This window comes from Paenibacillus sp. (assembly GCF_035645195.1).
Lineage (GTDB): Bacteria > Bacillota > Bacilli > Paenibacillales > YIM-B00363 > Paenibacillus_AE.
The window spans coordinates 25,303-48,885 of sequence record NZ_DASQNA010000037.1 but is presented as its reverse complement, the minus strand read 5'-3'; the positions used below and the strand labels follow the sequence as shown (position 1 = coordinate 48,885).

Sequence of the window (23,583 nt, the reverse complement as noted above, 5' to 3'; positions counted from 1 at the left end):
TTAGGCGCAGAATTGCGCTTATTCGTTAGGATTTGGGGCTTCACGGGCGCAATAGGCGCAAAATTCCGCTTAAAGTAAGGATCACGGCCCCGGGGGCGTCGATTAGGCGCAGAATTGCGCTTACCGCCGAGCGAAGGTTCCTTACCCGGCGGTTGGCGGGGATAGAACCGGCCAGTAAGAGACAAATGTTCGTTATCCGGCGGTCGGCGGGGTCCGAAGCAGTCAGTAAGAGACAAATGTTCCTTATCCGGCGGTCGGCGGGGTCCGAAGCGGTCAGTAAGAGACAAATGTTCGTTATTCGGCCGTCGGCGGGACCAGAAGCGGTCAATAAGAGACAAATGTTCCTTATCCGACGGTCGGCGGGGACCGAAGCAGTCAGTAAGAGACAAATGTTCCTTATCTGGCGGTCGGCGGGACCAGAAGCGGTCAATATGAGACAAACGTTCTTTATTCGGCGGTCGGCGGGGACCGAAGCGGTCAGTAAGAGACAAATGTTCCTTATCCGGCGGTTGGCGGGGTCCGAAGCGGTCAGTAAGAGACAAATGTTCATTATTCGGCCGTCGGCGGGACCTGAAGCGGTCAATAAGAGACAAATGTTCCTTATCCGACGGTCGGCGGGCACCGAAGCGGTCAGTAAGAGACAAATGTTCCTTATCCGACGGTCGGCGGGACCAGAAGCGACCTGTGAGAGACAAATGTTCCTTATCCGGCGGTTGGCGGGGACAGAAGCGACCTGTAAGAGACGAATGTTCCTTATCCAGCGGTCGGAGGGGACCGAAGCGGTCTGCAAAAGACAAATGTTCCTTATCCGGCGGTCGGCGGGGTCCGAAGCGGTCAGTAAGAGACAAATGTTCCTTATCCGGCGGTCGGCGGGGTACGAAGCGGTCAGTAAGAGACAAATGTTCGTTATTCGGCGGTTGGCGGGGACCGAAGCGGTCAGTAAGAGACAAATGTTCCTTATCCGGCGGTCGGCGGGACCTGAAGCGGTCAGTAAGAGACAAATGTTCCTTATCCGGCCGACAGCAGGGGCGGAAGCGGTTAGGTTAGACTGGGGTGGGACCAGCGACATTTGCATTGTCCGGGCACCCTGATGTTATAATTAAAAAGATTGTCTTACTTAGGGTGGAGCAGAAGGGAGTTGCCTACATGTTCGGCGGTTTCAGCACGAAAGATCTCGGGATCGATCTCGGGACAGCGAATACGCTCGTGTACGTCAAAGGCAAAGGAATCACCGTCAGGGAGCCGTCCGTGGTGGCCCTGCGCACAGATACAAAAACAATCGAGGCGGTCGGCGAGCAAGCGAAACGGATGATCGGCCGGACGCCGGGCAACATCAGGGCCGTGCGGCCGATGAAAGACGGCGTCATCGCCGATTTCGATACGACGGCGACGATGATCAAGTATTTCATCCGCCAAGCGCAAAAACAGCGATCGCTGTTCCCGCGCCATCCGAGCGTCATGGTTTGCGTGCCGTCCGGCATCACCGCCGTCGAGAAGCGGGCGGTCGAAGACGCGACGCGTCAAGCGGGCGCGAAGGAGGCCTACACGATCGAGGAGCCGTTCGCGGCGGCGATCGGCGCGAACCTGCCGGTATGGGAGCCGACGGGCAGCATGGTCGTGGACATCGGCGGGGGGACGACGGAAGTCGCCGTCATTTCGCTCGGCGGCATCGTCACGAGCCGTTCGATTCGCGTCGCCGGCGACGAAATGGACGAGGCGATCATCCAATACATCAAACGCACGTACAACTTGATGATCGGCGAGCGCACGTCCGAGCAGTTGAAGATGGAAATCGGCTCCGCGCTGCCGGTGCAGCAGCCCGAATCGATCGAAATTCGCGGCCGCGACCTCGTAAGCGGGCTGCCGAAGACGATTTCGGTATCCGCCGACGAAGTGACCGAGGCGCTCGCCGACACCGTCGGCGCGATCGTCGACGCGGTGAAGGTGACGCTCGAGAAATGCCCTCCGGAGCTGTCCGCGGACATCATGGACCGCGGCATCGTGCTCACCGGCGGCGGGGCGCTGCTGCGCAACCTCGACAAGCTGCTGGCACGGGAGACGGGCATGCCGGTCGTCGTAGCGGAAAACCCGCTAGACTGCGTGGCGATCGGCACCGGCAAAGCGTTGGAAAACATTCACTTATTCAAAACGAGGTCGGGGCCAGCCTCACGTTCGCGGAGATAACGGCGCCGAGTTTGGCACGCTAGGTTCAAAGCGGTGAGGGGATGCATGGGGAACGATGTTTAAGTTCATGGGGAACAAAAGGCTGTTTCTGCTGCTGTCCGCGATCATGGTATTCATCGCGTTGATGGGTTTCAGCCTAACCGTAAGAGGCGCCTCCACATGGCCGGAGAAGGTGCTGACCGACACGGTAGCGTTCGCGCAAGCGATCGTCTACCGTCCGTCGCGCGCCGTCGCCGGCTTCTTCGAGGACGTGCGGCGCCTCAAAACGGTGTACGAAGAAAATCAGGCGCTGCGACTTACGTTGTCGCAATACGCGAGAGACACGGCACGGTTGAACGATCTGGAGGCCGAAAACAAGCGGCTGAAGGAAATGCTGAACTTTACCGAGCGCCAAAAGCAGGCCAACAACTACAAATACCGCATCGCGCAGGTCGTTTCGGAAAGCACGGACCGGTACAACCGGGTCGTTCGCATCAACTTGGGCGAGCGGGACGGCATTAAGGAAGACATGGCGGTGCTGACCGTCGACGGGCTGATCGGCCGCGTCGTCCGCGTGCAACCGTTCACGTCGAACGTGCAGCTCATTACCGACTTGAACGGGGAAGACGGCACCATACGGGGCATTCCGGCGACGGTGCAAGGTCGGGAGGGGAAATCGTTCGGCATGATTGTGGAGTACAACGCCGAGAAAGGCACGCTGCTCATGAGCATGATCGATCAGAACGACGAGATGGAAGTCGGCGATACGATCGTGACGTCCAAATCGGGAGATCTATTCCCGGAAGGGATCGTCATCGGCAAAGTGCTCGACCGCAGCGTAGGTTTGTTCGGTTTGACCCACACGGCGACGATCGAGCCGGCCGCGCAGTTCGCGCACCTCAGGGAAGTGTTCGTCGTCGAGGTGCCGGACCTTGAATAACGCCAAACTGAGAAAATGGGTGCTGACCGCGCTGATGCTGCTGGCGCTGTTCGTGGCCGAAAGCTCGCTGCTGCCTTGGATCATCCCCCCCGAATGGCGCTACAGCCTGTCGATTTATCCGAAGCTTGTACTGATTGCGATCGTTTACATCGCCATCCTGACGAACCGTCACGGCGGCGCCCTGTTCGGGCTCGCCTTCGGCTTGCTGCAGGACGTCCAATTTTACGGACATATGGTCGGAGCGAACGCCTTTACCTACGCGCTCTCCGCGTATTTCGCCGGACTCATTCTTCGTCCCAGCGCCGTCAGTTTATTTTCCGTGTTTCTCGTGCAATTATCCGCACTGCTGCTGTACGAGACTTCCAGCTTCGCGATTTATCGATTATTTAACGTCATCGACGACGATTTCTCTTGGACGTTCGTGCACGGCATGCTGCCTAGCATCCTGATCAGCCTGTTTCTCGCGTTAACGCTCTACATCCCCGCGCGCAAATGGCTCGAGGTGCCGAGAGCCGAACGAACGGAAGACGAAGAATAACGCGCGGCAGGAATTTGGCGGGGAGAAACCGAATTGGTATAGGCGTAGAGGGAGGCGTACCGAAAGTCCATGTCATCCACGAAATCGCTCGTTACGATCAAAGGCGTCAAAGAAGGTTTACTTTTCGTGCTCGACGACGAAGCGCCGCTTTCGGACGTGCTGTCGGATTTATCGCATAAATTGGAGCATACGCACAGTCACTTTTTAACGGGACCGATCGTCCACGTTCACGTCAAGCTCGGCAAAAGGCCCGCCACCGACGAAACGAAGGACGCCGTCAAGGGCGCGTTCGCGTTCCGCGGCAACCTGCTCGTGCAGACGATTCAAAGCGATCCGGAAGAGGGAAGCGCGCCGTTCGCCTTCCCGCCGGGCATGAAGACGATATCGGGCATCGTCCGTTCGGGCCAAAGCCTGCATTACGACGGCGACGTGCTGTTGATCGGGGACGTCAATCCCGGGGGGACCATTACGGCCACCGGGCATATTTTGATTCTCGGCTCCCTGCGGGGGCTCGCGCACGCGGGCATCGGCGGCGACGAGGACGCGGTCATCGCCGCATCGCATTTGCGCCCGACGCAGCTGCGCATCGCCGGCGTCGTCTCCCGTCCGCCGGACGAATGGGGCTTCCAGGAAGCGTTCATGGAATTCGCGTATTTGCGGGAAGGCGTCATGGAGATCGACAAAATACATCAGTTGCACCGCATTCGGCCGCAACTCGGCACTAGCAAAGGAGAGTGATCCTCATGGGAGAGGCGATCGTGGTTACATCGGGGAAGGGCGGCGTCGGCAAGACGACTACGTCGGCAAACGTCGGCACGGCGCTCGCGCTGCTCGGTAAAAAAGTGTGCATGGTCGACACCGATATCGGGCTGCGGAATTTGGACGTCGTGATGGGCCTGGAAAATCGGATCATCTACGATCTCGTCGACGTCATCGAGGGCCGCTGCCGCTTGAACCAAGCGATGATCAAAGACAAACGGTTCGATGAGTTGTATCTCATCCCCGCGGCGCAAACGAAGGACAAGAATGCAGTGACGCCGCAGCAGGTGCGCGACGTCGTGCTCGAGCTGAAGAAAGAGCATGATTACGTCATTATCGACTGTCCGGCGGGCATCGAGCAAGGCTTCAAGAACGCGGTCGCCGGCGCGGACCGGGCGATCGTCGTCACGACGCCGGAGAAATCGGCCGTGCGCGACGCGGACCGGATCATCGGCCTGCTGGAGAAGGAGCGAATCGAAGCTCCGAAGCTGATCATCAACCGGATCCGTCCGCACATGATGAAGAACGGCGACATGCTCGATATCGACGAAATTTGCAGCGTGCTGGCGATCGACCTGCTCGGCCTCGTGCCGGACGACGAGCTCGTGATCAAAGCGTCCAACAGCGGCGAACCGACGGTCATGAACCCGGATTCCCGCGCAGCGATCGCGTACCGCAATATCGCGCGCCGCATCTTGGGCGACACGGTGCCGCTGATGCCGCTGCAGCAAAAGCTGGGCGTCCTGCAGCGCATTAAGAAGTTTTTCGCCGGCTGATCATGATTTTCGTCAATAAGCTGAAAAAAATCGACTGGGCGATCGTCGCCATCCTCGGGACGCTGATGGTCGCGAGCACGTTCATCGTGTACAGCGCCGTGCATAATACCCAGTTCGAAGGGATCCACGTTCGGCACATGCTGTTTTACGCTTTCGGGTTTCTCGTGTTGTTCGGAACGTCGATGCTGAATTACCGAGTGATCCTGAAAATCGCGCCGTATTTGTACGGCATCGGCGTTTTGAGCTTGATTGCCGTCTATTTTTTCGGAGCGACGATCAACAATGCGCGCGGCTGGTTCATAATCCCGGGCATCCAGTTGAACGTGCAGCCGGCCGAATTCGTGAAGCTCGTCATTATCGTCACCGTCGCGTTCGTGCTCGCCCGCAAGCTCGGCGAACCGCTCGAGCTGCTCCGGGACGTCGTTCCCGTCGGGCTGCTCGTATTCATTCCGTTCATCTGGGTCGTCATCCAGCCGGACCTCGGCAATGCGATCATTTACGTCGTCATTTTGGCGGGCATGCTCTGGATCGGGGGCGTCAAATACATCCATGTGCTGCTCGGCCTTGCGCTCGCCGCGGGCGGGGCGTACGGCGCGATTTCGCTCATCGAGACGTTCCATGAGCCGATTGAGCGTTTCCTCAGCGAAATGGGCGCGAGCCACTGGATGGCGCGAATCGACGCGTTCTTGTACCCGGATCGGGCGACGTCCAACGACAAGTGGCAGGTCAACAATTCGCTCATGGCGATCGGCTCGGGCGCGCTGTTCGGCGAAGGCTTCATGAACGGCACCTCCGTCCACACGGGCAGAATTCCGTATACCTATTCGGATTCCATCTTTGTGGTCATCGGCGAGGAGTTCGGGTTTTTGGGCGCGTCGGCGATTTTGCTGCTGTATTTCTTGCTCATTTACCGGCTCATTCTCATCATGATCCAAACGACGGATCGCGGCGGGTCGTACGTGATAACCGGCATCGTCTCGATGCTCGTGTTCCAAATTTTCCAAAACATCGGCATGTTCCTCGAACTGCTGCCGCTGACGGGCATCACGCTTCCGTTCGTATCGTACGGGGGCTCGTCCCTCATCATTAACATGCTGTCGATCGGTCTCGCGTTGTCCATACGCGTGCACGACGATCCCCCGCTCGACGACGTCGCCTGAACACGCTCGAATCCAACGGATTCGGGCGTTTTTTTCATACGGGCGTTGGACAACTCATAGGATGATAGTGCGATGGCTAACAATTCCGCGGTAGAGGAAGGGAATGAATCGGCTATGGACCATATGGACGATTTGCGGAGACGAAAGACACAGCGGATTCAACATATCGCGAGCGGATCGTATCGCCGATCCCCGGAAGACGACCTGATGGAGCAAGAGCGCGAACACGAGCGGCTGCTTCGGGAGGATCCCGAATACGCGTGGTATCACGGGTCGAATCCGTGGCAAAGCCGGGGCCGGACGGGCGGGGCGCTGAGAGCGCAGGCGGCGGGCGCTGCGCTCTTGTTTGCCGCCGTCTGGGCGCTGTTCCAATGGGATCATCCGGCCGTCGAACGGGGACAAGCGTTCGTCCGCGCGGCGCTCACGCAGGAGCTTCGTTCCGAGGACGTGTACGCGTGGTACGAGGCGCGCTTCGGCGAGCTGCCGTCGTTCCTGCCGGCGTGGGACCGCGCCGCGCCGGAGGCGGAGCGGGTCGGCGCCGACGTCGGGCGCGCGTATGTCGCGCCGGTGGCGGGGCGCATCGTCGAGCCGTTCGGCGGCGTGCGCTCCGGCGCGGGCGTCGTCGTCCGCACGAGCGGCTCGTCGGTGGCGTCGATGGACGCCGGGCTCGTCGTGTACGCGGGCGAGACGCAGGAGACGGGACAGACGATCGTCATCCGCCACCCGGGCGGGCTCGAAACCGTATACGGCTATTTAGGCGAGATCGCCGTGGCGAAGGACGATTGGGTCGAAGCGGGCGCGACGATCGGCTTCGTCCGCCCGGCGTCCGAGGAGGATGCGGGGGGTCTCATGTATTTCGCCGTGAAAAAAGGGAACAGCTTTATTGATCCGTCCGATGTTGTGGCGCTTTGAGAGGTGGCTGGGGGCCCGGTTTCGGCTGCACCCGCTGTTCGTGCTGGTGCTGGCGCTGTCGGCGATCACGGGGCGATTCTTGGAAGTGATCACCCTGTTCGGCATCGTGCTCATCCATGAGATCGGACATGCGGCGATGGCGAAGCAGTTCGGCTGGCGCCTGCAGGAGGTGCTGCTGACGCCGTTCGGCGGGGTGGCGGTCACCGACGAGGACGGCTCCATTCCCGCGCGGGAGGAGGCGCTTGTGGCGGCCGCCGGGCCGGCGATGAACGCGCTGATGATCGGCTTCGCCTACCTGATGAACGCAGCAGGCATCTGGTCGCACGCGTGGACCGTCTTTTTCGCCCAAGCGAATTTGACGATCATGCTGTTCAATCTCGCGCCGGTGCTGCCGCTCGACGGCGGCAAGCTGCTCCGCGCGCTGGTCAGCCTTGCGCTGCCGTTTTACCGGACGCTGAAGGTGACGACGTTCTGGTCGCTGCTTGCGAGCGCCGCGCTGTTCGGCTTCGCGGCGACGCGGCTCGGGTCGGACGGCGTCTATATGAACGCGGCGCTGATCGGGGCGTTCCTTACGTATTCGAATTGGAACGAATGGCAGACGCTGCCGTACCGGTTCGTCCGGTTTTTGCTGGGACGGGCGGAGCGGGTGAGGCAGTGGACGCAGCGGGGCGTCCGCGCGGATCCGCTGTGGGTCGATCCGAGCTTGACGCTGGCGGCCGTCGTTCGGCTGCTTCGGCGGGAGCGGCTGCATTGGATCGTCGTCATGACCGCGGCGGGACGGGTGCTCGCGGTCGTGCCCGAAGACCGGTGCGCCGCGTATTACACCGGGGAAGAGCAACATCGTGCAGTATCCGAGCTTTTCATGTAGAATAGAGGGACATTTTCGAAAACAAATTCTCGAGACATAAAGGTGGGAACGTGTTCCTTGAAACAGATCGTGGTGCACGGCCGACGGGACGAAACGACCGTGGCGCTGCTCGAGGACGGCAAACTGACCGAGTTTTTCGTAGAGCGGCCGAACGTGCGCAAACTCGTCGGCAACATCTATAAGGGGCGCGTCGTCAACGTGCTGCCGGGCATGGGAGCCGCCTTCGTCGACATCGGACTGGAAAAGAACGCGTTTTTGTACATCGACGATTTGCTGCCGGCGCATTTGGAGCACCAGCCGAAGGTGAAGCCGTCGATCGATACGCTCGTGCGGGCCGGGGACGAGCTGCTCGTGCAGATCGTGCGCGAGCCGGTCGGCACGAAGGGAGCCCGCGTGACGACGCATTACGCGCTGACGGGGCGTTGGCTCGTTTATATGCCCGAAGCGGGGTATATCGCGCTGTCCAAGAAAATCGAAGAAGAGGAAGAGCGGCGCCGGTTGAAGGCGCTGGGCGAGAAGCTGTGCCAGGAGCGCGAGGGCGTCATTCTGCGCACGGTGGCGAACGGCGAAGCGTTCGAGGCGCTTGAGGGCGACATGAACCTGCTGCGCGAACGGTGGCGCCGCATCGAGGCGATGGCCGCGCGAGCGGCGGCGCCGAGCGAGGTGTATACCGACGAGGAGCTGCTGCCGCGCTTGATACGGGACGTCGTCAACGAGCAGATGGACGAGATGGTCGTGGACAGCCCGGAGCGGCTCCGAGAAGCGAAGCGGATGCTGGAAACGATCGCTCCGCAGCTCGCCGAAAGAGTCCGGCTGCATGAAGGCGGCAAGCCCGTCATGGAGGCGTTCGGCGTCAAAAACCAGCTGGAGCTCGCGCTGCAGCCGAAGCAGTGGCTCGCAAGCGGCGGCTACCTCGTCATCGACCAGACGGAGGCGCTCACCGTCATCGACGTCAACACCGGCAAATACACCGGCACGACGAACCTCGAAGAAACGGTGCTGACGACGAACATCGAAGCGGCCGAGGAGATCGCCCGGCAGCTGCGCCTTCGCGATATCGGCGGCATCATCGTCATCGATTTCATCGACATGGAGCTCGAGGAGAACCGGCGCCGCATCATCGAAGCGCTCGAGGCGGCGGTGCAGAAGGACCGGACGAAAGCGCACATCGTCGGCTGGACGAAGCTCGGCTTGCTCGAGATGACGCGGAAGAAGGTTCGCGAGCAGAAAGACATGATGTTCTTCGTCCCTTGCAAAACATGCGGCGGCCGCGGCAAAGTGAGAACTTCCGCGTTGACGTAGATCAGGCGCTTGTGCTATACTCTTCGAGTGCGTCGTCTTACGACCACCGCGCTTATCGGGTTTGAAGCGTTCTTCGATCGAAGGGCCACCTGGGATGAGGCGAGTCTTATACTTTTGAGGGAGGTGCAGAGATGTACGCGATTATTGAAACAGGCGGTAAGCAGTACAAAGTGCAAGAGGGCGATGTGATCTACATCGAGAAGCTCGACGCTTCGGAAGGCGAAACGGTGACGTTCGATCAAGTGCTCGCAGTGGGCAACGGCGAAGGCCTGACGCTGGGCGCGCCGATCGTAGCGGGCGCAGTCGTTACGGGCAAAGTCGAGAAGAACGGCAGAGGTCAGAAGATCATCGTTTTCAAGTACAAGGCGAAGAAAAACTATCGCCGCAAGCAAGGCCATCGCCAGCCGTACACGAAGGTTACGATCGAGAAAATCCAAGGCTAAGAGGATTTGATCGGTTGATCCGCGTGGAGATCGGCAGGGAGCGAGCGAGCGGGCGAATCGCCGGATTTCGAGTCGAAGGACATGCGTTCTTCGCCGAGTCGGGCAAGGACATCGTCTGCGCGGGCGTGTCGGCGGTAACGGTCGGAACGGTCAATGCGGCGGAAGCGGTCGTCGGCGTCGAGCTCTCGGCGCGCATGGAAGACGGGCTGCTGCATGTCGCCGTGCCGGACGAATTGCCGGACGCGAAGCGAGACTCCTTGCAGCTGTTGTTGGAGTCGATGGTCGTCATGCTGCAATCGATTGAACAATCGTACGGTAAACATATAAGGATGAAAGAATACTACGTATAAAGAAGGAGGTTGGCACCATGTTGAAATTGAACCTTCAGTTGTTCGCTTCCAAGAAGGGCGTAGGCTCGACGAAGAACGGCCGCGATTCCATCGCGAAGCGTCTCGGCGTGAAGCGCGCCGACGGCCAAACGGTGACGGGCGGTAGCATTCTCGTTCGCCAGCGCGGCACGAAGATCCACCCGGGCAACAACGTAGGCATCGGCTCCGACGACACGTTGTTCGCGAAGATCGACGGCGTCGTGAAGTTCGAGCGTTGGGGCCGCGACCGCAAGAAGGTCAGCGTGTACCCGGTTGAGACCGCTCCGGTAGCGGCAACGTTGGAGAAGTAATCCCGGCGTCGATAGACGTTTAGCCCCGGCCCCTTCGGCCGGGGCTTTTTACATAAAACGGATCGTAACGTTAATGCTGTCCGCGAAGGAAAAGTCTGGTATACTTGATGGAAAAGAACCGGATTGCCGGACTTGAAATGGGGAACCGAGGCATGGAACACGCGGAACGGCGCGACGCGGACAGCCATTTGCTGGACGAGCAGCGCCGGTTATGGATCGATACGATGAGTCACGCGCGGCACGATTGGTTGAACGATCTGCAGATGATCGTCGGGTACGTGCAGTTGCGGAAGTATGATAAATTAGCGGGTTGCGTGGAAAAGCTAAAGCAAAAGATGGCCGAGGAGAGCCGTACGTCGAAGCTGGAGGCGCCGGGGCTCGTCGAAGCGCTGCTTACGGCGCGGGCGCGCATTCGCAGGTTCGCGTTCGGCTACCGCATCGACGATGCGTTCGCGCTGCGAGGCCAAGGGTTGTCGGCGGCGGAGCTCGCCGTCCGGCGGCTGCTGGAAGGCTTCGAAGAAGCGGCGGAGAAAGGCGCGCAAGGCTCGGACAACGAGCTGCTCTGCGCGTTCGAATGCGGCGAGGCGGAGCCGTCGATCGTGTTTACGTATCGAGGATCGTACTCCGCCGGCGCGATGGGGCGGACGATCGCCGAGTTGAAAAAGCAGCTGAGGCTGATTGCGCCCGCCTGCGTCCTGGAAGCGGCGTTCGACGCCGACGAAGCGACGGTCAAGGTGCGGCTTTCGGCCGCGGGGTGACAGGAGGACAACGATGTTTGTCGATTTTGCGAAAATATTTGTGAAAGGCGGGGACGGGGGCGACGGCGTCGCCACGTTCCGCCGGGAATTATATGTGCCTGAAGGAGGTCCGTCCGGCGGGGACGGCGGGGACGGCGGCGACGTCGTATTCCGCGTCGACGAAGGGCTGCGGACGCTCATGGACTTCCGGTACCAGCGCCACTTCAAGGCGCCTCGAGGCGAGAAGGGGCGCAACAAGTCGCAGCACGGCGCGAACGCGGAAGATATGATCGTTCGCGTGCCGCCGGGCACGGTCGTCATCGACGACGACACGAAGGAAATCATCGCCGACATGACGCGTCACGGCCAGGAGGTCGTCGTCGCGAGAGGCGGCCGCGGCGGCCGCGGCAACATGCGCTTCGCGACGGCGAACAACCCGGCGCCGCATATCGCGGAGAAAGGCGAGGAAGGCGAGGAGCGCTGGATCGTGCTCGAGCTGAAGGTGATGGCCGACGTCGGCCTCGTCGGCTTCCCGAGCGTCGGCAAATCGACGCTGCTGTCCGTCGTCAGCGCCGCGCAGCCGAAGATCGGCGCGTACCATTTCACGACGATTACGCCAAACCTCGGCGTCGTCGACGTGGAGGAGGGACGGTCGTTCGTTATGGCCGACCTGCCCGGGCTGATCGAGGGAGCGCACGAAGGCGTCGGGCTCGGCCACGAGTTCCTCCGCCACGTCGAGCGGACGCGCGTCATCGCGCACGTCGTCGACATGTCGGGCTCGGAAGGGCGCGACCCGTACGAGGATTGGCTCGCGATCAACGCGGAGCTGCGGCTGTACAACGAGAAGCTCGCCGAGCGCCCGCAAATCGTCGTCGCCAACAAAATGGACATCCCCGAGGCGGAGCTGTTCCTCGAGGAGTTCCGCCGCAAGCTGAACGAAGACGGGCACGAAGACATCGAGATCGTTCCGATTTCGGCGGCGACGCGCCAGGGCATCCGCGAATTGCTGTATAAGCTCGCCGACATGGTCGAAGCCGTGCCGGCCGCGCCGCTCGTCGAGGAGACGCCGGAGACGGAGGAGCGGAAGGTGTACACGCTCGAGAAGACGCGCGCGGACGAGAGCTTCACGATTCGCCGCGAGAACAACGTCTTCATCGTCGAAGGCGAAGCGATCGAGCGGCTCGCGAAGCGGACGAAATTCGAGTCGTACGACGCGGTGCAGCGGTTCGCGACGATTATGCGCCGCATGGGCGTCGACCGGGAGCTGCGCAAGCGCGGAGCCGAAGACGGCCATTACGTGCGCATCGGAGACTACGAATTCGAGTTCGTCGAGCACGAATAACACGGTCGGCCGGCTGCGGCCGGCCGTTTTTTCGCATCCGCCTATTGCTCCGGTTTTCGCCTTCGGTTATAATGTCCACTATGGGTAAACACGAGTCTACTCGGAGAGGACGGCGGTAGGTGTGGGGGGCGGAGATCACGGCCACACGGCTCATCCGCAGCGGCCCGCGCCTTTTTATTTGGTGCGGGAGGATATTTTGCCGGAAGCGCTCGTCAAGACGCTGCAGGTGAAGGAGCGGCTCGCCCGCGGCGAGTTCGCGACCGTCCATGAGGCGACGGAGCGCGTCGGCCTCAGCCGCAGCGCGTTTTACAAATACAAAGACGGCATTTTCCCGCTCAGCGGCATCGACCGGGACCGCATCGTGACCATATCCATGGACATGGAGCATCGGTCCGGCGTGCTCTCCCGCGTGCTGTCGCTGGTAGCGTCCTATGAAGGCAATGTACTGACCATCCACCAGACGATACCGCTCCAGGGGATGGCGAACGTCGTGCTGTCGATCGAGACGAGCGCAGGCGTCGAAGCGCTCGACGCGCTCGTGGCGGCGATGAAAGCGACGGAAGGCGTCAGGAAGGCGGTCGTGATCGGGCAAGGGTAAATTTCTCGCCCGGACGCGAACCATGAAGGAGGATATTATGGAAACCATACGCATCGGGCTCATGGGGCTCGGAACGGTCGGCACGGGCGTCGTGCGCATTTTGAACGACCATCGGGACGATTTGACCCGCCAGACCGGTTCTACGATCGAAATTCGCAGAGTGCTTGTTCAGAACACGGAGAAGCCGCGCGACATCGCGCTCGATTCGAGCCTGCTGACGCGGGAAGCCGAGGACATCGTGGCGGCGGACGACATCGACGTCGTCGTCGAAGTGATGGGCGGCGTCGAGCTGACGAAAGGGCTCATCGAGCGGGCGCTGCGGAGCGGCAAACACGTCGTGACGGCCAACAAAGATTTGATGGCGCTGCACGGCGCGGAGCTCGTCGCGATCGCGCGGGAGCACGGCTGCGACATTTATTACGAGGCGAGCGTCGCCGGCGGCATCCCGATCATTCGCGCGCTGACGGAGAGCTTCTCGTCCGACCGCATTAAGCGGATGTTCGGCATCGTGAACGGCACGACGAACTTCATCCTGACGAAAATGAGCCAGGAAGGCGCCTCCTACGAGGACGTGCTGAAGGAAGCGCAGGCGCTCGGCTACGCGGAAGCGGATCCGACGTCCGACGTGGAAGGGCTCGACGCCGCGCGCAAGATGGCGATTCTCGCGACGCTCGGCTTCCGGATGAACGTCTCGCTCGCCGACGTCGACGCGAAGGGCATCACAGGCGTCACGAAAGAAGACATTCAGTACGGCAAACGGCTCGGCTACGAACTGAAGCTGCTCGGCGTCGCCGAGCGCGACGGCGAATCGGTGTCCGTCAGCGTGCAGCCCGCTATGGTGCGCACGTCGCATCCGCTCGCGTCGGTCAACGGCGTGTTCAACGCGGTGTACGTGTACGGCGAAGCGGTCGGGGAGACGATGTTCTACGGCCCCGGCGCGGGCAGCCTGCCGACGGCGACGTCGGTCGTGGCGGACCTCGTGGCGGTCGTGAAAAACATGCGCATGGGCGTCAACGGGAAGACGCTCAGCACGGCGTACAAGGAGAAGAAGCTGCAGTCCGACGACCGCATCTTCGGCAAGTTCTTCCTGCTGCTGCACGTGGAGGACAAGGCGGGCGTGCTGGCGCAAATCACGCAGGCGTTCGCGGCGAACGAAGTGAGCCTCGAGTCCGTTCTGCAGCAGCCGAATCAGGAAAATCCGAAAGCCGAAATCATCATTATTACGCACGATACGAATATGTCCGGTATGAAGAACGTCATTCGAGAGCTGGAATCGATGGATGTCGTCAACAAAATTAAGAGCGTGTACCGCGTCGTCGGCTAATAGCCGGACGCGGCGCGCGACTTTGGTCGGGGGGCCGTAACACAATGAGATACATGGGATTGATCGATCGATACCGCGACATGCTGCCGGTGACGGAGAAGACGCCGCTGCTGACGCTGCACGAAGGCAATACGCCGCTTATTCGGGCGGACCGGCTGTCGGAGAAGCTGCAGCTCGACTTGTACTTCAAGTTCGAGGGCATGAACCCGACGGGCTCGTTCAAGGACCGCGGCATGGTCATGGCCGTCGCGAAGGCGATGGAGGAAGGCAGCCGCACGATCATGTGCGCGTCGACGGGCAATACGTCCGCGGCGGCGGCCGCTTACGCGGCGCGCGGCGGGCTCGCATGCGTCGTGCTCATTCCGAACGGCAACATCGCGCTGGGCAAGCTGGCGCAGGCGTACGCATACGGCGCGACGGTGCTCGCGATCGACGGCAACTTCGACAAGGCGCTCGAAATCGTGCGCGACATTACGTCGAAGCATCCGATCACGCTCGTCAACTCGGTGAATCCGTACCGCTTAGAGGGGCAGAAGACCGCGGCGTTCGAAATCGTCGACGCGCTTGGCGAAGCGCCGGATTATCTCGCGATTCCGGTCGGCAACGCGGGCAACATTTCCGCTTATTACAAAGGGTTTAAAGAATACCGCGCCGCGGGCCGCTCGACGTCCGTGCCGAAAATGATCGGCTTCCAGGCGGCGGGCGCGAGCCCGCTCGTGACGGGCAAGCCGTTCCCGAATCCGGAGACGGTCGCGACCGCGATCCGTATCGGCAACCCGGCGAGCTGGGACCTCGCGGTCAACGCGTACACGGAGTCCGAAGGCGGCGTATGGGCGGTCACGGACGAAGAAATCTTGGAGGCGTACCAGCTGATCGCGTCGAACGAAGGCGTCTTCGCCGAGCCGGCGTCGGCCGCTTCGATCGCGGGCGTGCTCAAGCGCCACCGCGAAGGCGCGCTGCCGAAGGGCAGCAGGGTCGTCTGCGTCCTGACCGGCCACGGCCTGAAGGATCCGAACATCGCCATTAAAACGGTAGCCGCCGAGCCGGTCGTCATCCCCGCGACGGAAGAAGCCGTCATGTCCGCCATCCAGCAGGCGGAAGCAGCCCGTGGCTAGGATGCCGGCGGGCGCCCGCGAACGCGTCAGAGCGCGGGTGCCCGCAACGTCCGCCAATCTCGGACCCGGCTTCGACGCGCTCGGCATCGCGCTGTCGCTGTACGCGTGGATCGAGCTGGCGCAGGCGGATACGACGACCGTCTCGCTCGTCGGCGCGAGAAGCCAAGGACTGCCGACGGACAAGTCCAATTTGCTGTACGGCATCGCGCAGCGCGTGTTCGACGAAGCCGGCGTATCCGTTCCCGAGCTCGACATCGCGGTGTACAGCGACATTCCGCTCGCCCGCGGGCTCGGCAGCAGCGCCGCCGCGATCGTCGGGGCGCTCGGCGCCGCGAACGCGCTGATCGGCGAGCCGCTGCCGCGGGACGAGCTGTTCCGTATCGCCGCCTCGATCGAAGGGCATCCGGACAACGTCGGGCCCGCGCTGTACGGCGGCTTCGTCGCCGCGACGTGGGACGGCGAGCGCGCCGAGCACATCCGGCTCGACCCGCCGCCGCGCCTGACGACGCTCGTCGCGATCCCCGCGTACGAGCTGCTGACGAGCAAGGCGCGGGCGGCGCTGCCGGAGCAGGTGAGCCGCGCGGACGCCGTCTTCAACTTGTCGCGGGCGGCGCTGCTGACGGCGGCGTTCGCCGCCGGACGGCTCGACGTCCTCCGCGGCGCCATGGCGGATCGGATCCACCAGCCGTACCGGGCGCCGCTCGTCCCGGGCCTCGAGCGCGTGCTGCGCGAAGCGGCCGATCACGGGGCGCTCGGCGCGGCGCTGTCCGGCGCGGGCCCGACGGCGATCGCATTCGTGGACGACGAAGCCGGCCGTAAGGCGGAGCTCGAAGCGTTCATGCGCGAAGCGATGGGCGGGCCGGAAGGCGGCGCCGTAGAGCTGCTGTGGCTTGCGCCTTCGGCGATCGGCCTCGAGCTCGAAACCCCGGCGGCGCGGCTCGCCGACGAACGGAGAGGTGACGCATCATGACGATTTCCGTGGCGGTGCTCGGTCCGAGCACGTATTCCGAGGAAGCGGCGTCGTGGCTGCTGCAGGGGATGGATTGGCGGCTCGTGCCGTGCAAGACGATCGCCGACGTGTTCGAATCGACGCTCGCCGGCAAAACCGACTACAGCGTCGTGCCGGTCGAGAACACGTTCGAAGGCTCCGTCAGCCTGCATATCGACTGGCTCGTCGCCGAGCAGGATTTGCCCATCCAGACGGAATGGGTGTATCCTATTCATGTAAACTTGATGGCGCTGTCCGGCTTCGAAGGCGACTATGGGCAGCTGCGCAAGGTGCTGTCCCACCAGGTCGCGTTCGCGCAATGCCGGAAGTTTCTGAGCGAGCATCTGCCGCAGGCGGAGCTGGAGGCGGTCGGCTCGACCGCGGAAGGAGCCCGGCTGCTCGTCGAACGGAACGATCCGTTCACGGCGGCGATCGGGCCTGCGACGGCGGCCGCCAGATACGGGCTGAAGCTGCTCGCGCCGGCGATTCAAGATCATAAGAACAACTTCACGAGATTCGTGCTGGCCGGCAAATCGCCGACTCCCGCGTTCGCGCCGGAGGGGCGCGGCGCCGACTCGGTCAAGACGACGCTGCTGCTCATGCCCGGCGAAGATTTCCCCGGCGGCCTGCACCAGCTGTTATCGGCCTTCGCTTGGCGCCGGCTCAACTTGTCCAAAATCGAATCCCGTCCGACGAAGCGTCAGCTCGGCACGTATTATTTCTACGTCGACGTGGAAGCGTCGATGGAATCGGTGCTGCTGCGCGGAGCGGTCGAAGAAATTCGCGCCGTCGGCTGCGATGTGCGCATTCTGGGGTCTTACCCCGCCTATGGTTATCACACAGGAGCTCAATAAGCGGAGGTGCGGCGATTCATGGCGCAAGTGATTTACTTGAACGGGGAATTCGTTTCGAAGGAGAAGGCGACCGTATCGGTATACGATCACGGCTTCTTGTACGGCGACGGCATTTTCGAAGGCATTCGGATTTACGACGGCAACATTTTCAAATGCAAAGAGCATCTGAAGCGGTTGTACGACTCGGCGAAGTCGATCATGCTCGATATTCCGCTCTCGTTCCAAGAGATGCAGGATACGCTCGTCGAGACGATCCGCCGCAACGAGCTGCGCGACGGCTACATTCGGCTCATCGTGTCCCGCGGTCCCGGCGATCTCGGTCTCGATCCGCGCCGTTCGCCGAAAGCGAACGTCATCATCATCGTCGAGAAACTGTCGATTTACCCGGAAGAGGCGTACGTGAACGGCCTGCGCACCGTGTCCGTGTCGACGCGCCGCAACGTCCCGGACGCGCTGAATCCGAAAATTAAATCGCTGAACTACCTCAATAACATTCTCGTTAAAATTCAGGCGAACCTCGCGGGCGTCGGCGAAGCGATCATGCTCAATTCGCAGGGCTACGTCGCCGAAGGGTCGAGCGACAACATCTTCATCGTCAAGAACGGCGTCGTCTTCACGCCGCCGGCGTACGTCGGCGCGCTCGAAGGCATTACGCGCGCGGCGATCATGGACATTTGCAAGCGCACGGGCGTGCCGCTGAAGGAAGAGCCGTTCACGCTTCACGACGTTTACGTAGCGGACGAGGTGTTCTTCACAGGCACCGCGGCGGAAGTCATCGCGGTGCGCGAAGTCGACGGCCGCATCATCGGCGAAGGCAAAGCCGGCCCGATCACGACGGAGCTTCTGAAGGAATTCCGCAACATCGTTACGGTCGACGGCGTCAAGGCGTTCGAGGCGTAAACCCGGGAAAGCCCACGGGCCGGGCGAAGTCTGGGATGGACGTATTGAACGGCCGGGATATTTGCGGTATAGTGGAGATATATTGAATACGAAGCTTTACCATGGAGGAGCCTGTCACCAAGGGACAGCTGTGCCGATTTTCGGCGCAGCGTCCCTGCGAGTGACGGGTTCTTTTTGATTTACGGGCCGATCGGTTCGGTTCCGTCCCCGATGCGCAAAATTTTGACATACTCGCGGGATCGAAATTCCGGATGAGCGTTATACACGCGCGCCGCCCGCGGCCCCGCGGCCTCGTCGTTCAAACCGTCCGACGCCTCCGTCCGCGGATCGTCGCTGAGCTGCCGTTCGGCGAGCCATGCGCCCGCGAGCAGGAGCGCGAAGATGACGGCGCAAACGGCCGCTTTTTTTGTAAGCATGAAGCCCACCTCTGGAAATGATATGATGTGGAGACGTTCCATTATCAAGGTCGGCCTTTCGAGCTATTTTTATACGGCAGGTCGAATGAGATAGATACGCATGGATAGGAGGAATTCCGTTGTCTTGGTTGCATGCCGCCGCATTGGCGCCTTTCGCGTGGGCGATCGTCGTCCCGCTGCTCAGCGCGTTGATGCCGCGACCGCACGCCGGCTGGTTCGTGCTGCCGCTGCCGGTCGCTATATTCGCTTACTGCCTGTCGCTGCTCCCCGTCGTCCGCTCCGGAGAGACGGTCGCGCATTCGCTGCCGTGGATGCCGTCGTTCGGCATCGAGCTCGCGTTCGTGGCGGACGGGTGGAGTTTGCTGTTCGCGCTGCTCATTTCGGGCATCGGCAGTTTAGTCACGCTGTATTCGATTTTTTATTTATCCCGAACGAAGGAACAAGTGCGGCACTTTTACGTGTACCTGCTGTTGTTCATGGGCGCGATGCTCGGGCTCGTCATGTCCGATAATCTTATCGCGATGTACGGGTTTTGGGAGTTGACGAGCTTATCCTCGTTTCTGTTGATCGCGTTCTGGTACCGCAGAGAGAAATCGCAGGCGGGCGCGCTCAAGTCGATGCTCATTACCGTGTTCGGCGGCTTCGCGATGCTCGCGGGCATCTTGCTGCTGCGCGAAGCGACGGGCACATTCAGCATTCGCGGCGCGATCGCCGCGGCGGACGCCCTGAAGGACCACGCGCTGTTCCTGCCGGCGATGCTGCTGATGCTGCTCGGCGCGTTCACGAAGTCGGCGATGTTCCCGTTCCACATCTGGCTGCCGGACGCGATGGAAGCGCCGACGCCGGTGAGCGCCTACTTGCACTCGGCGACGATGGTCAAAGCGGGCTTGTACCTCGTCGCCCGAATGACGCCGGTGTTCGGCGGCTCGGCCGAATGGTTTTGGCTCGTCTCGGCCTTCGGGCTGGCGACGCTCTGTTGGGGTTCGTTCCAAGCGGTGAAGCAAACCGACCTGAAGGCGATATTGGCGTTCTCCACCGTGAGCCAGCTCGGGCTGATCATGTGCCTCCTCGGCCTCGGGTCGGCGGCGCTCGCGTTCGGGGGCGGCGCGTCGTCCAACGCGTACGTGCTAGCCATGACGGCGGCGGTGTTTCACCTGATTAACCACGCGACATTCAAGGGCGCGCTGTTTATGGTCGCCGGCATCGTGGACCATGAAACCGGCACGCGAGATATTCGCAAACTGGGCGGGCTCGCCGCGCTCATGCCGATCAGCTTTACGTTCGCGGTCGTCGGGGCGGGCTCGATGGCCGGCTTGCCGCCGTTCAACGGCTTCCTGAGCAAGGAGATGTTTTTCACCGGCTTGCTGAACGCTTCGAAGATGGACTTCTTCGCGATGGAAACGTGGGGAATCTTGTTCCCGGCGCTCGCTTGGCTGGCCAGCGTCTTTACGTTCGTGTACAGCGTCTTGTTCGTGTTCCGGACGTTCCTCGGGAAGCGCAAGGAGGAGCCGCTTCCGAAGGCGCCGCACGAAGCGCCGCTCGGTTTGCTGCTGTCCCCGGCGGTGCTCGTTTCGCTCGTTGTCGTATTCGGCTTGTTTCCGGACCTGCTTAGCTACTCGCTGATCGAACCGGCGCTGACGGCGCTGCTGCCGACGCTGCTCGCCCACGACGAACATTTCCACGTCCACATTACGTTCTGGCACGGCTGGACGACGGAGCTGTTCATGACGATCGGCGTCGTCGCGCTCGGCTCGCTGCTGTACGCGCAGTTCCGCCGCTGGCAGGGCGTGTACGGAACATTTCCTCGGAAATGGACGCTTAATGCGTTTTACGAGAAAGGGCTGTCCGGTCTGGAGCGGGGCGCTTCCGCGCTGACGAACGGCTATATGACCGGCTCCTTGCGCATGTATTTGGTGTACATTTTCGCCTTTATGATCGCGGCGGTCGGCAGCGCCCTGATCGCGACAGGCACGCTGAGCTTTACGTTCGAAGGAACGTCGGAGACGACGATCTACGAGGCGCTGCTGATGGCGGCGACGCTGCTCGCCACGCTGGCCGTTCCGTTCGTCCGCTCCCGGATGACGATGATCGTGCTTGTCGGGGCCGTCGGGTATATGGTCGTGCTGTTTTTCGTCCTGTTCCGCGCGCCGGATCTCGCTTTGACGCAAATGATCGTGGAGACGGTGTCGGTCGCATTGTTCCTGCTGTGCTTCTACCATTTGCCGAAGCTGCGCAAAGAGCCGTCGACGCGCCGCTTCCGCATCGGCAACGCGTTGATCGCGCTCGGCGTCGGCGCAACCGTGACGGCGACGGCGCTGGCCGTGAACGGGGGGGCGAAATTCGCTTCCATCTCGGAGTATTACGTGCGGGAAAGCTACCATCTCGGCGGCGGCAAAAACGTCGTCAACGTCATCCTGGTCGACTTCCGCGGCTTCGATACGCTGCTGGAAATCATGGTGCTCGGCATCGCGTCTCTCGGCATTTACGCCATGGTGCGGCTTCGCGCGGGGAACAAGAGGAGAGGAGGGGAGTCGCCGCATGAAAGCTAATGATGTCATTTTGCGCACGGCCGCCAAGGTCGTCATGTTCATCATCTTGGCGTTCGCCGCGCATCTGTTTTTCGCCGGCCACAACGAGCCGGGAGGCGGGTTCATCGGCGGCCTCATGACCGCTTCGGCGCTCGTGCTGCTGGCGCTCGCCTTCGATTTGAAGACGATTCGGAACGTCGTGCCGATCGATTTTCGGACGCTGACGGCGATCGGCCTCATGATCGCGGTGCTGACGGGCGTCGGCTCGTTCGTGTTCGATGTTCCGTTTCTAAGCCATACGTTCGCGTATAAACATTTGCCTTTCTTAGGCGAAAAAGAGCTCGCTACGGCCGTCCTGTTCGACCTCGGCGTCTTCTTGTCCGTCGTCGGCGTCACGATGACGATCATTCTGTCGATCGGGGAGGACCGGTAACCGATGGAAACGTTAATGGCCATACTGATCGGCGCGTTGTTCAGCGTCGGCACATACATGATATTGAGCCGGAGTCTGCTGAGGATCGTACTCGGCACCGCCATGCTCAGCCACGGCGTCCATCTGCTGCTTATGACGATGGCGGGGCTGAAGACAGGCGCGGCACCGCTCCTCGGGGAGAAGGCGGGCGCTTATGTGGATCCGCTGCCGCAGGCGCTTATTTTGACGTCGATCGTCATCAGCTTCGGAGTGACGTCGTTCTTCTTCGTGCTCGCGTACCGAGCGTATCAGGAGCTGCGCACGGACGACATGGAGCAGCTGAAGGGGGCCGACGATGAATAATACAGTCGTTTTTCCGTTATTGATCCCGCTGTTTACGGCGGTGCTGCTCATATTCGTCGCGAACGTGCGCGCGCAGCGAACGATCGCCGGCGTCAGCGTTCTCGTGAACGTCGCGGCCAGCGCGCATCTCGTCCAGCAGGTGCGGACCGACGGCATTCAGACGCTGTACATGGGCGCTTGGCTGCCGCCGTACGGCATCGTGTTCGTCGCGGACATGCTGGCGGCGCTGCTCGTGCTCGCGACGGGAGTCGTCATGGCGGCGTGTACGTTTTACGCGTTCCGGACGATCGGCGAAGGGCGAGAGAAGCACCACTTCTATGCGTTTTCGCAGTTTTTGACCGTCGGCGTCGCGGGTTCGTTTTTAACCGGGGACATCTTCAACCTGTTCGTCTGCTTCGAGGTGATGCTCATCTCCTCGTACGCGATGATCGTTCTCGGCGGCGAGAAGCGGCAGCTGCGGGAGTCGATCAAATATATCTTGATCAACATCGTCTCCTCGACGCTGTTCGTCGCGACGATGGCGTATTTATACGCGGCGCTCGGCACGCTCAACATGGCGCATATCGCCGAACGGGTCGCCGAGGCGGGGCAGGGCGGCGCGCTCAACGTCATCGCCGTGCTGCTGCTCGTCGTGTTCGCGCTGAAGGCGGGACTGTTTCTGCACTTTTGGCTGCCCGGCTCGTACGGCGCGCCGCCGCCGGTCGTCGCCGCGATGTTCGGCGGGCTTCTGACGAAAGTCGGCGCTTACGCGATCGTTCGTACGTTCACGCTCATGTTCGCCTCCGACCCGGATTTCACCCGGCCGCTTATCGGCTGGATGAGCATCGCGACGATGGCGCTCGGAGCGCTCGGGGCGATCGCTTATAAGGACGTGCCGCGCATCCTTATTTACAACATCGTCGTGGCGGTCGGGTTGATCGGCCTCGGCGTCGCGGCGGCGTCCGAAGCGGCGCTGGACGGCGTCGTGTTTTATCTGTTGCACGATATGCCGGCGAAGGCGCTCGTCTTTCTGCTCGGCGGCTGGCTGATCGCGCTCGCCGGCACCGACAAGCTGCCGCGCATGGGCGGGCTGATCGAACGCTCGCCGGCGCTCGGGTGGATGACGCTCGCGGCGGGACTTGCGATCGCGGGCGTTCCGCCGCTCAGCGGCTTCGTCGGCAAGCTGCTGATCGTGCAGGGGGCGCTGCAGGCCGAACATTACGTCGGCGCGGCCGTCGCGCTCGCGTCGAGCCTGCTCGTGCTGCTGTCGTTCATGAAGCTGTTCATGGGCGCGTTCTGGGGCGAGCCGAAGACGGAAGCGCCCCCGGCATCCGCGCCGGCCGGACTGCTCGCGCCGTGCGCCGTCCTGCTCGCGCTGCTCGTCCTGCTCGGCGTCGGCGCCGAATGGGTGAACGACTACGCGTCGCTTGCGGGCGATACGCTTGCGCGGCCCGAGCTGTACATCGAAGCCGTGCTAAAGGAGTAGA

Annotated in this window: 25 protein-coding genes and 1 other annotated feature; of the genes, 24 read left to right on the top strand and 1 reads right to left on the bottom strand. The window is 61.8% G+C overall.

Annotation, left to right across the window (positions count from 1 at the left end; genetic code table 11):
- Positions 1-1,146 precede the first annotated feature (1,146 nt).
- The 20 genes from VE009_RS19385 (at position 1,147) to ilvE (ending at position 18,398) form a co-directional block, all read left to right on the top strand.
- Entirely contained in the window at positions 1,147-2,184 is a 1,038-nt protein-coding gene (locus tag VE009_RS19385) for a rod shape-determining protein (protein ID WP_325010460.1), read from the top strand.
- 55 nt (positions 2,185-2,239) lie between these two features.
- Positions 2,240-3,103: a rod shape-determining protein MreC gene (gene mreC, locus VE009_RS19380; protein ID WP_325010458.1), complete on the top strand. Its 864-nt coding sequence runs from the start codon at positions 2,240-2,242 to the stop codon at positions 3,101-3,103.
- The gene (gene mreD / locus VE009_RS19375) at positions 3,096-3,641 is read left to right on the top strand and encodes a rod shape-determining protein MreD (RefSeq protein WP_325010456.1); all 546 of its coding nucleotides are present in this window, start codon (positions 3,096-3,098) and stop codon (positions 3,639-3,641) included. Before mreC ends, mreD begins: the two co-directional genes overlap by 8 nt.
- A 69-nt stretch (positions 3,642-3,710) precedes the next feature.
- Entirely contained in the window at positions 3,711-4,379 is a 669-nt protein-coding gene (locus tag VE009_RS19370) for a septum site-determining protein MinC (RefSeq protein ID WP_325010454.1), read from the top strand.
- A 5-nt stretch (positions 4,380-4,384) separates the two neighbouring features.
- Complete coding sequence (minD, locus tag VE009_RS19365; protein ID WP_325010452.1) at positions 4,385-5,176, top strand: septum site-determining protein MinD; 792 nt, start codon at positions 4,385-4,387, stop codon at positions 5,174-5,176.
- A 2-nt stretch (positions 5,177-5,178) separates the two neighbouring features.
- Positions 5,179-6,336, top strand: a complete 1,158-nt coding sequence (locus VE009_RS19360) for an FtsW/RodA/SpoVE family cell cycle protein (RefSeq protein WP_325010450.1) — start codon at positions 5,179-5,181, stop codon at positions 6,334-6,336.
- A 72-nt stretch (positions 6,337-6,408) separates the two neighbouring features.
- The gene (locus VE009_RS19355; RefSeq protein ID WP_325010448.1) at positions 6,409-7,248 is read left to right on the top strand and encodes a M23 family metallopeptidase; all 840 of its coding nucleotides are present in this window, start codon (positions 6,409-6,411) and stop codon (positions 7,246-7,248) included.
- Complete coding sequence (locus tag VE009_RS19350; protein WP_325010446.1) at positions 7,220-8,116, top strand: M50 family metallopeptidase; 897 nt, start codon at positions 7,220-7,222, stop codon at positions 8,114-8,116. Before VE009_RS19355 ends, VE009_RS19350 begins: the two co-directional genes overlap by 29 nt.
- Before the next feature lie 57 nt (positions 8,117-8,173).
- The gene (locus tag VE009_RS19345; protein ID WP_325010444.1) at positions 8,174-9,418 is read left to right on the top strand and encodes an Rne/Rng family ribonuclease; all 1,245 of its coding nucleotides are present in this window, start codon (positions 8,174-8,176) and stop codon (positions 9,416-9,418) included.
- Positions 9,419-9,452: 34 nt separating this feature from the next.
- Positions 9,453-9,535 (top strand) — a sequence feature (ribosomal protein L21 leader region).
- A 14-nt stretch (positions 9,536-9,549) separates the two neighbouring features.
- Positions 9,550-9,861 (top strand): 50S ribosomal protein L21, encoded by a 312-nt coding sequence (rplU, locus tag VE009_RS19340; protein WP_325010442.1) that lies wholly within the window; start codon positions 9,550-9,552, stop codon positions 9,859-9,861.
- A gap of 14 nt (positions 9,862-9,875) precedes the next feature.
- Complete coding sequence (locus VE009_RS19335) at positions 9,876-10,211, top strand: ribosomal-processing cysteine protease Prp (protein WP_325010440.1); 336 nt, start codon at positions 9,876-9,878, stop codon at positions 10,209-10,211.
- 17 nt (positions 10,212-10,228) lie between these two features.
- Positions 10,229-10,540, top strand: coding sequence for a 50S ribosomal protein L27 (gene rpmA / locus VE009_RS19330; protein WP_325010438.1), 312 nt, complete (start codon positions 10,229-10,231; stop codon positions 10,538-10,540).
- A gap of 152 nt (positions 10,541-10,692) precedes the next feature.
- Positions 10,693-11,298 (top strand): Spo0B domain-containing protein, encoded by a 606-nt coding sequence (locus VE009_RS19325; RefSeq protein WP_325010436.1) that lies wholly within the window; start codon positions 10,693-10,695, stop codon positions 11,296-11,298.
- Between the two features lie 13 nt (positions 11,299-11,311).
- Positions 11,312-12,619, top strand: coding sequence for a GTPase ObgE (obgE, locus tag VE009_RS19320; RefSeq protein ID WP_325010434.1), 1,308 nt, complete (start codon positions 11,312-11,314; stop codon positions 12,617-12,619).
- Between the two features lie 121 nt (positions 12,620-12,740).
- On the top strand, positions 12,741-13,217 hold the full coding sequence (locus VE009_RS19315; protein ID WP_325010432.1) for an ACT domain-containing protein: 477 nt from the start codon (positions 12,741-12,743) through the stop codon (positions 13,215-13,217).
- A gap of 37 nt (positions 13,218-13,254) precedes the next feature.
- Positions 13,255-14,541 carry a homoserine dehydrogenase gene (locus VE009_RS19310; RefSeq protein ID WP_325010430.1) on the top strand — a complete coding sequence of 429 codons (1,287 nt, stop codon included), beginning with the start codon at positions 13,255-13,257 and terminating at the stop codon, positions 14,539-14,541.
- Between the two features lie 44 nt (positions 14,542-14,585).
- Positions 14,586-15,656: a threonine synthase gene (thrC, locus tag VE009_RS19305; RefSeq protein WP_325010428.1), complete on the top strand. Its 1,071-nt coding sequence runs from the start codon at positions 14,586-14,588 to the stop codon at positions 15,654-15,656.
- A gap of 1 nt (position 15,657) precedes the next feature.
- On the top strand, positions 15,658-16,626 hold the full coding sequence (gene thrB, locus VE009_RS19300; protein WP_325010622.1) for a homoserine kinase: 969 nt from the start codon (positions 15,658-15,660) through the stop codon (positions 16,624-16,626).
- Positions 16,623-17,498, top strand: a complete 876-nt coding sequence (gene pheA / locus VE009_RS19295; RefSeq protein WP_325010426.1) for a prephenate dehydratase — start codon at positions 16,623-16,625, stop codon at positions 17,496-17,498. Before thrB ends, pheA begins: the two co-directional genes overlap by 4 nt.
- 18 nt (positions 17,499-17,516) lie before the next feature.
- Positions 17,517-18,398, top strand: coding sequence for a branched-chain-amino-acid transaminase (gene ilvE, locus VE009_RS19290; protein WP_325010424.1), 882 nt, complete (start codon positions 17,517-17,519; stop codon positions 18,396-18,398).
- A gap of 179 nt (positions 18,399-18,577) precedes the next feature.
- Here ilvE and VE009_RS19285 read toward each other — a convergent pair whose 3' ends face one another.
- Positions 18,578-18,814 carry a hypothetical protein gene (locus VE009_RS19285; protein ID WP_325010422.1) on the bottom strand — a complete coding sequence of 79 codons (237 nt, stop codon included), beginning with the start codon at positions 18,812-18,814 and terminating at the stop codon, positions 18,578-18,580.
- A gap of 119 nt (positions 18,815-18,933) precedes the next feature.
- Here VE009_RS19285 and VE009_RS19280 point away from each other — a divergent pair, with 119 nt between their 5' ends.
- Genes VE009_RS19280 through VE009_RS19265 form a run of 4 tightly spaced genes read left to right on the top strand, consistent with a single transcriptional unit; the run spans position 18,934 to position 23,582 of the window.
- Positions 18,934-21,363: a Na+/H+ antiporter subunit A gene (locus VE009_RS19280; RefSeq protein ID WP_325010420.1), complete on the top strand. Its 2,430-nt coding sequence runs from the start codon at positions 18,934-18,936 to the stop codon at positions 21,361-21,363.
- Entirely contained in the window at positions 21,353-21,775 is a 423-nt protein-coding gene (locus VE009_RS19275; protein ID WP_325010418.1) for a Na(+)/H(+) antiporter subunit B, read from the top strand. The genes VE009_RS19280 and VE009_RS19275 overlap by 11 nt, the downstream gene beginning before the upstream one ends.
- Before the next feature lie 3 nt (positions 21,776-21,778).
- The gene (locus tag VE009_RS19270; RefSeq protein ID WP_325010416.1) at positions 21,779-22,117 is read left to right on the top strand and encodes a Na(+)/H(+) antiporter subunit C; all 339 of its coding nucleotides are present in this window, start codon (positions 21,779-21,781) and stop codon (positions 22,115-22,117) included.
- A complete protein-coding gene (locus VE009_RS19265) occupies positions 22,110-23,582 on the top strand; it encodes a Na+/H+ antiporter subunit D (protein ID WP_325010415.1) in 1,473 nt (490 codons plus the stop codon). Before VE009_RS19270 ends, VE009_RS19265 begins: the two co-directional genes overlap by 8 nt.
- The last annotated feature ends 1 nt before the right edge of the window (position 23,583 follow it).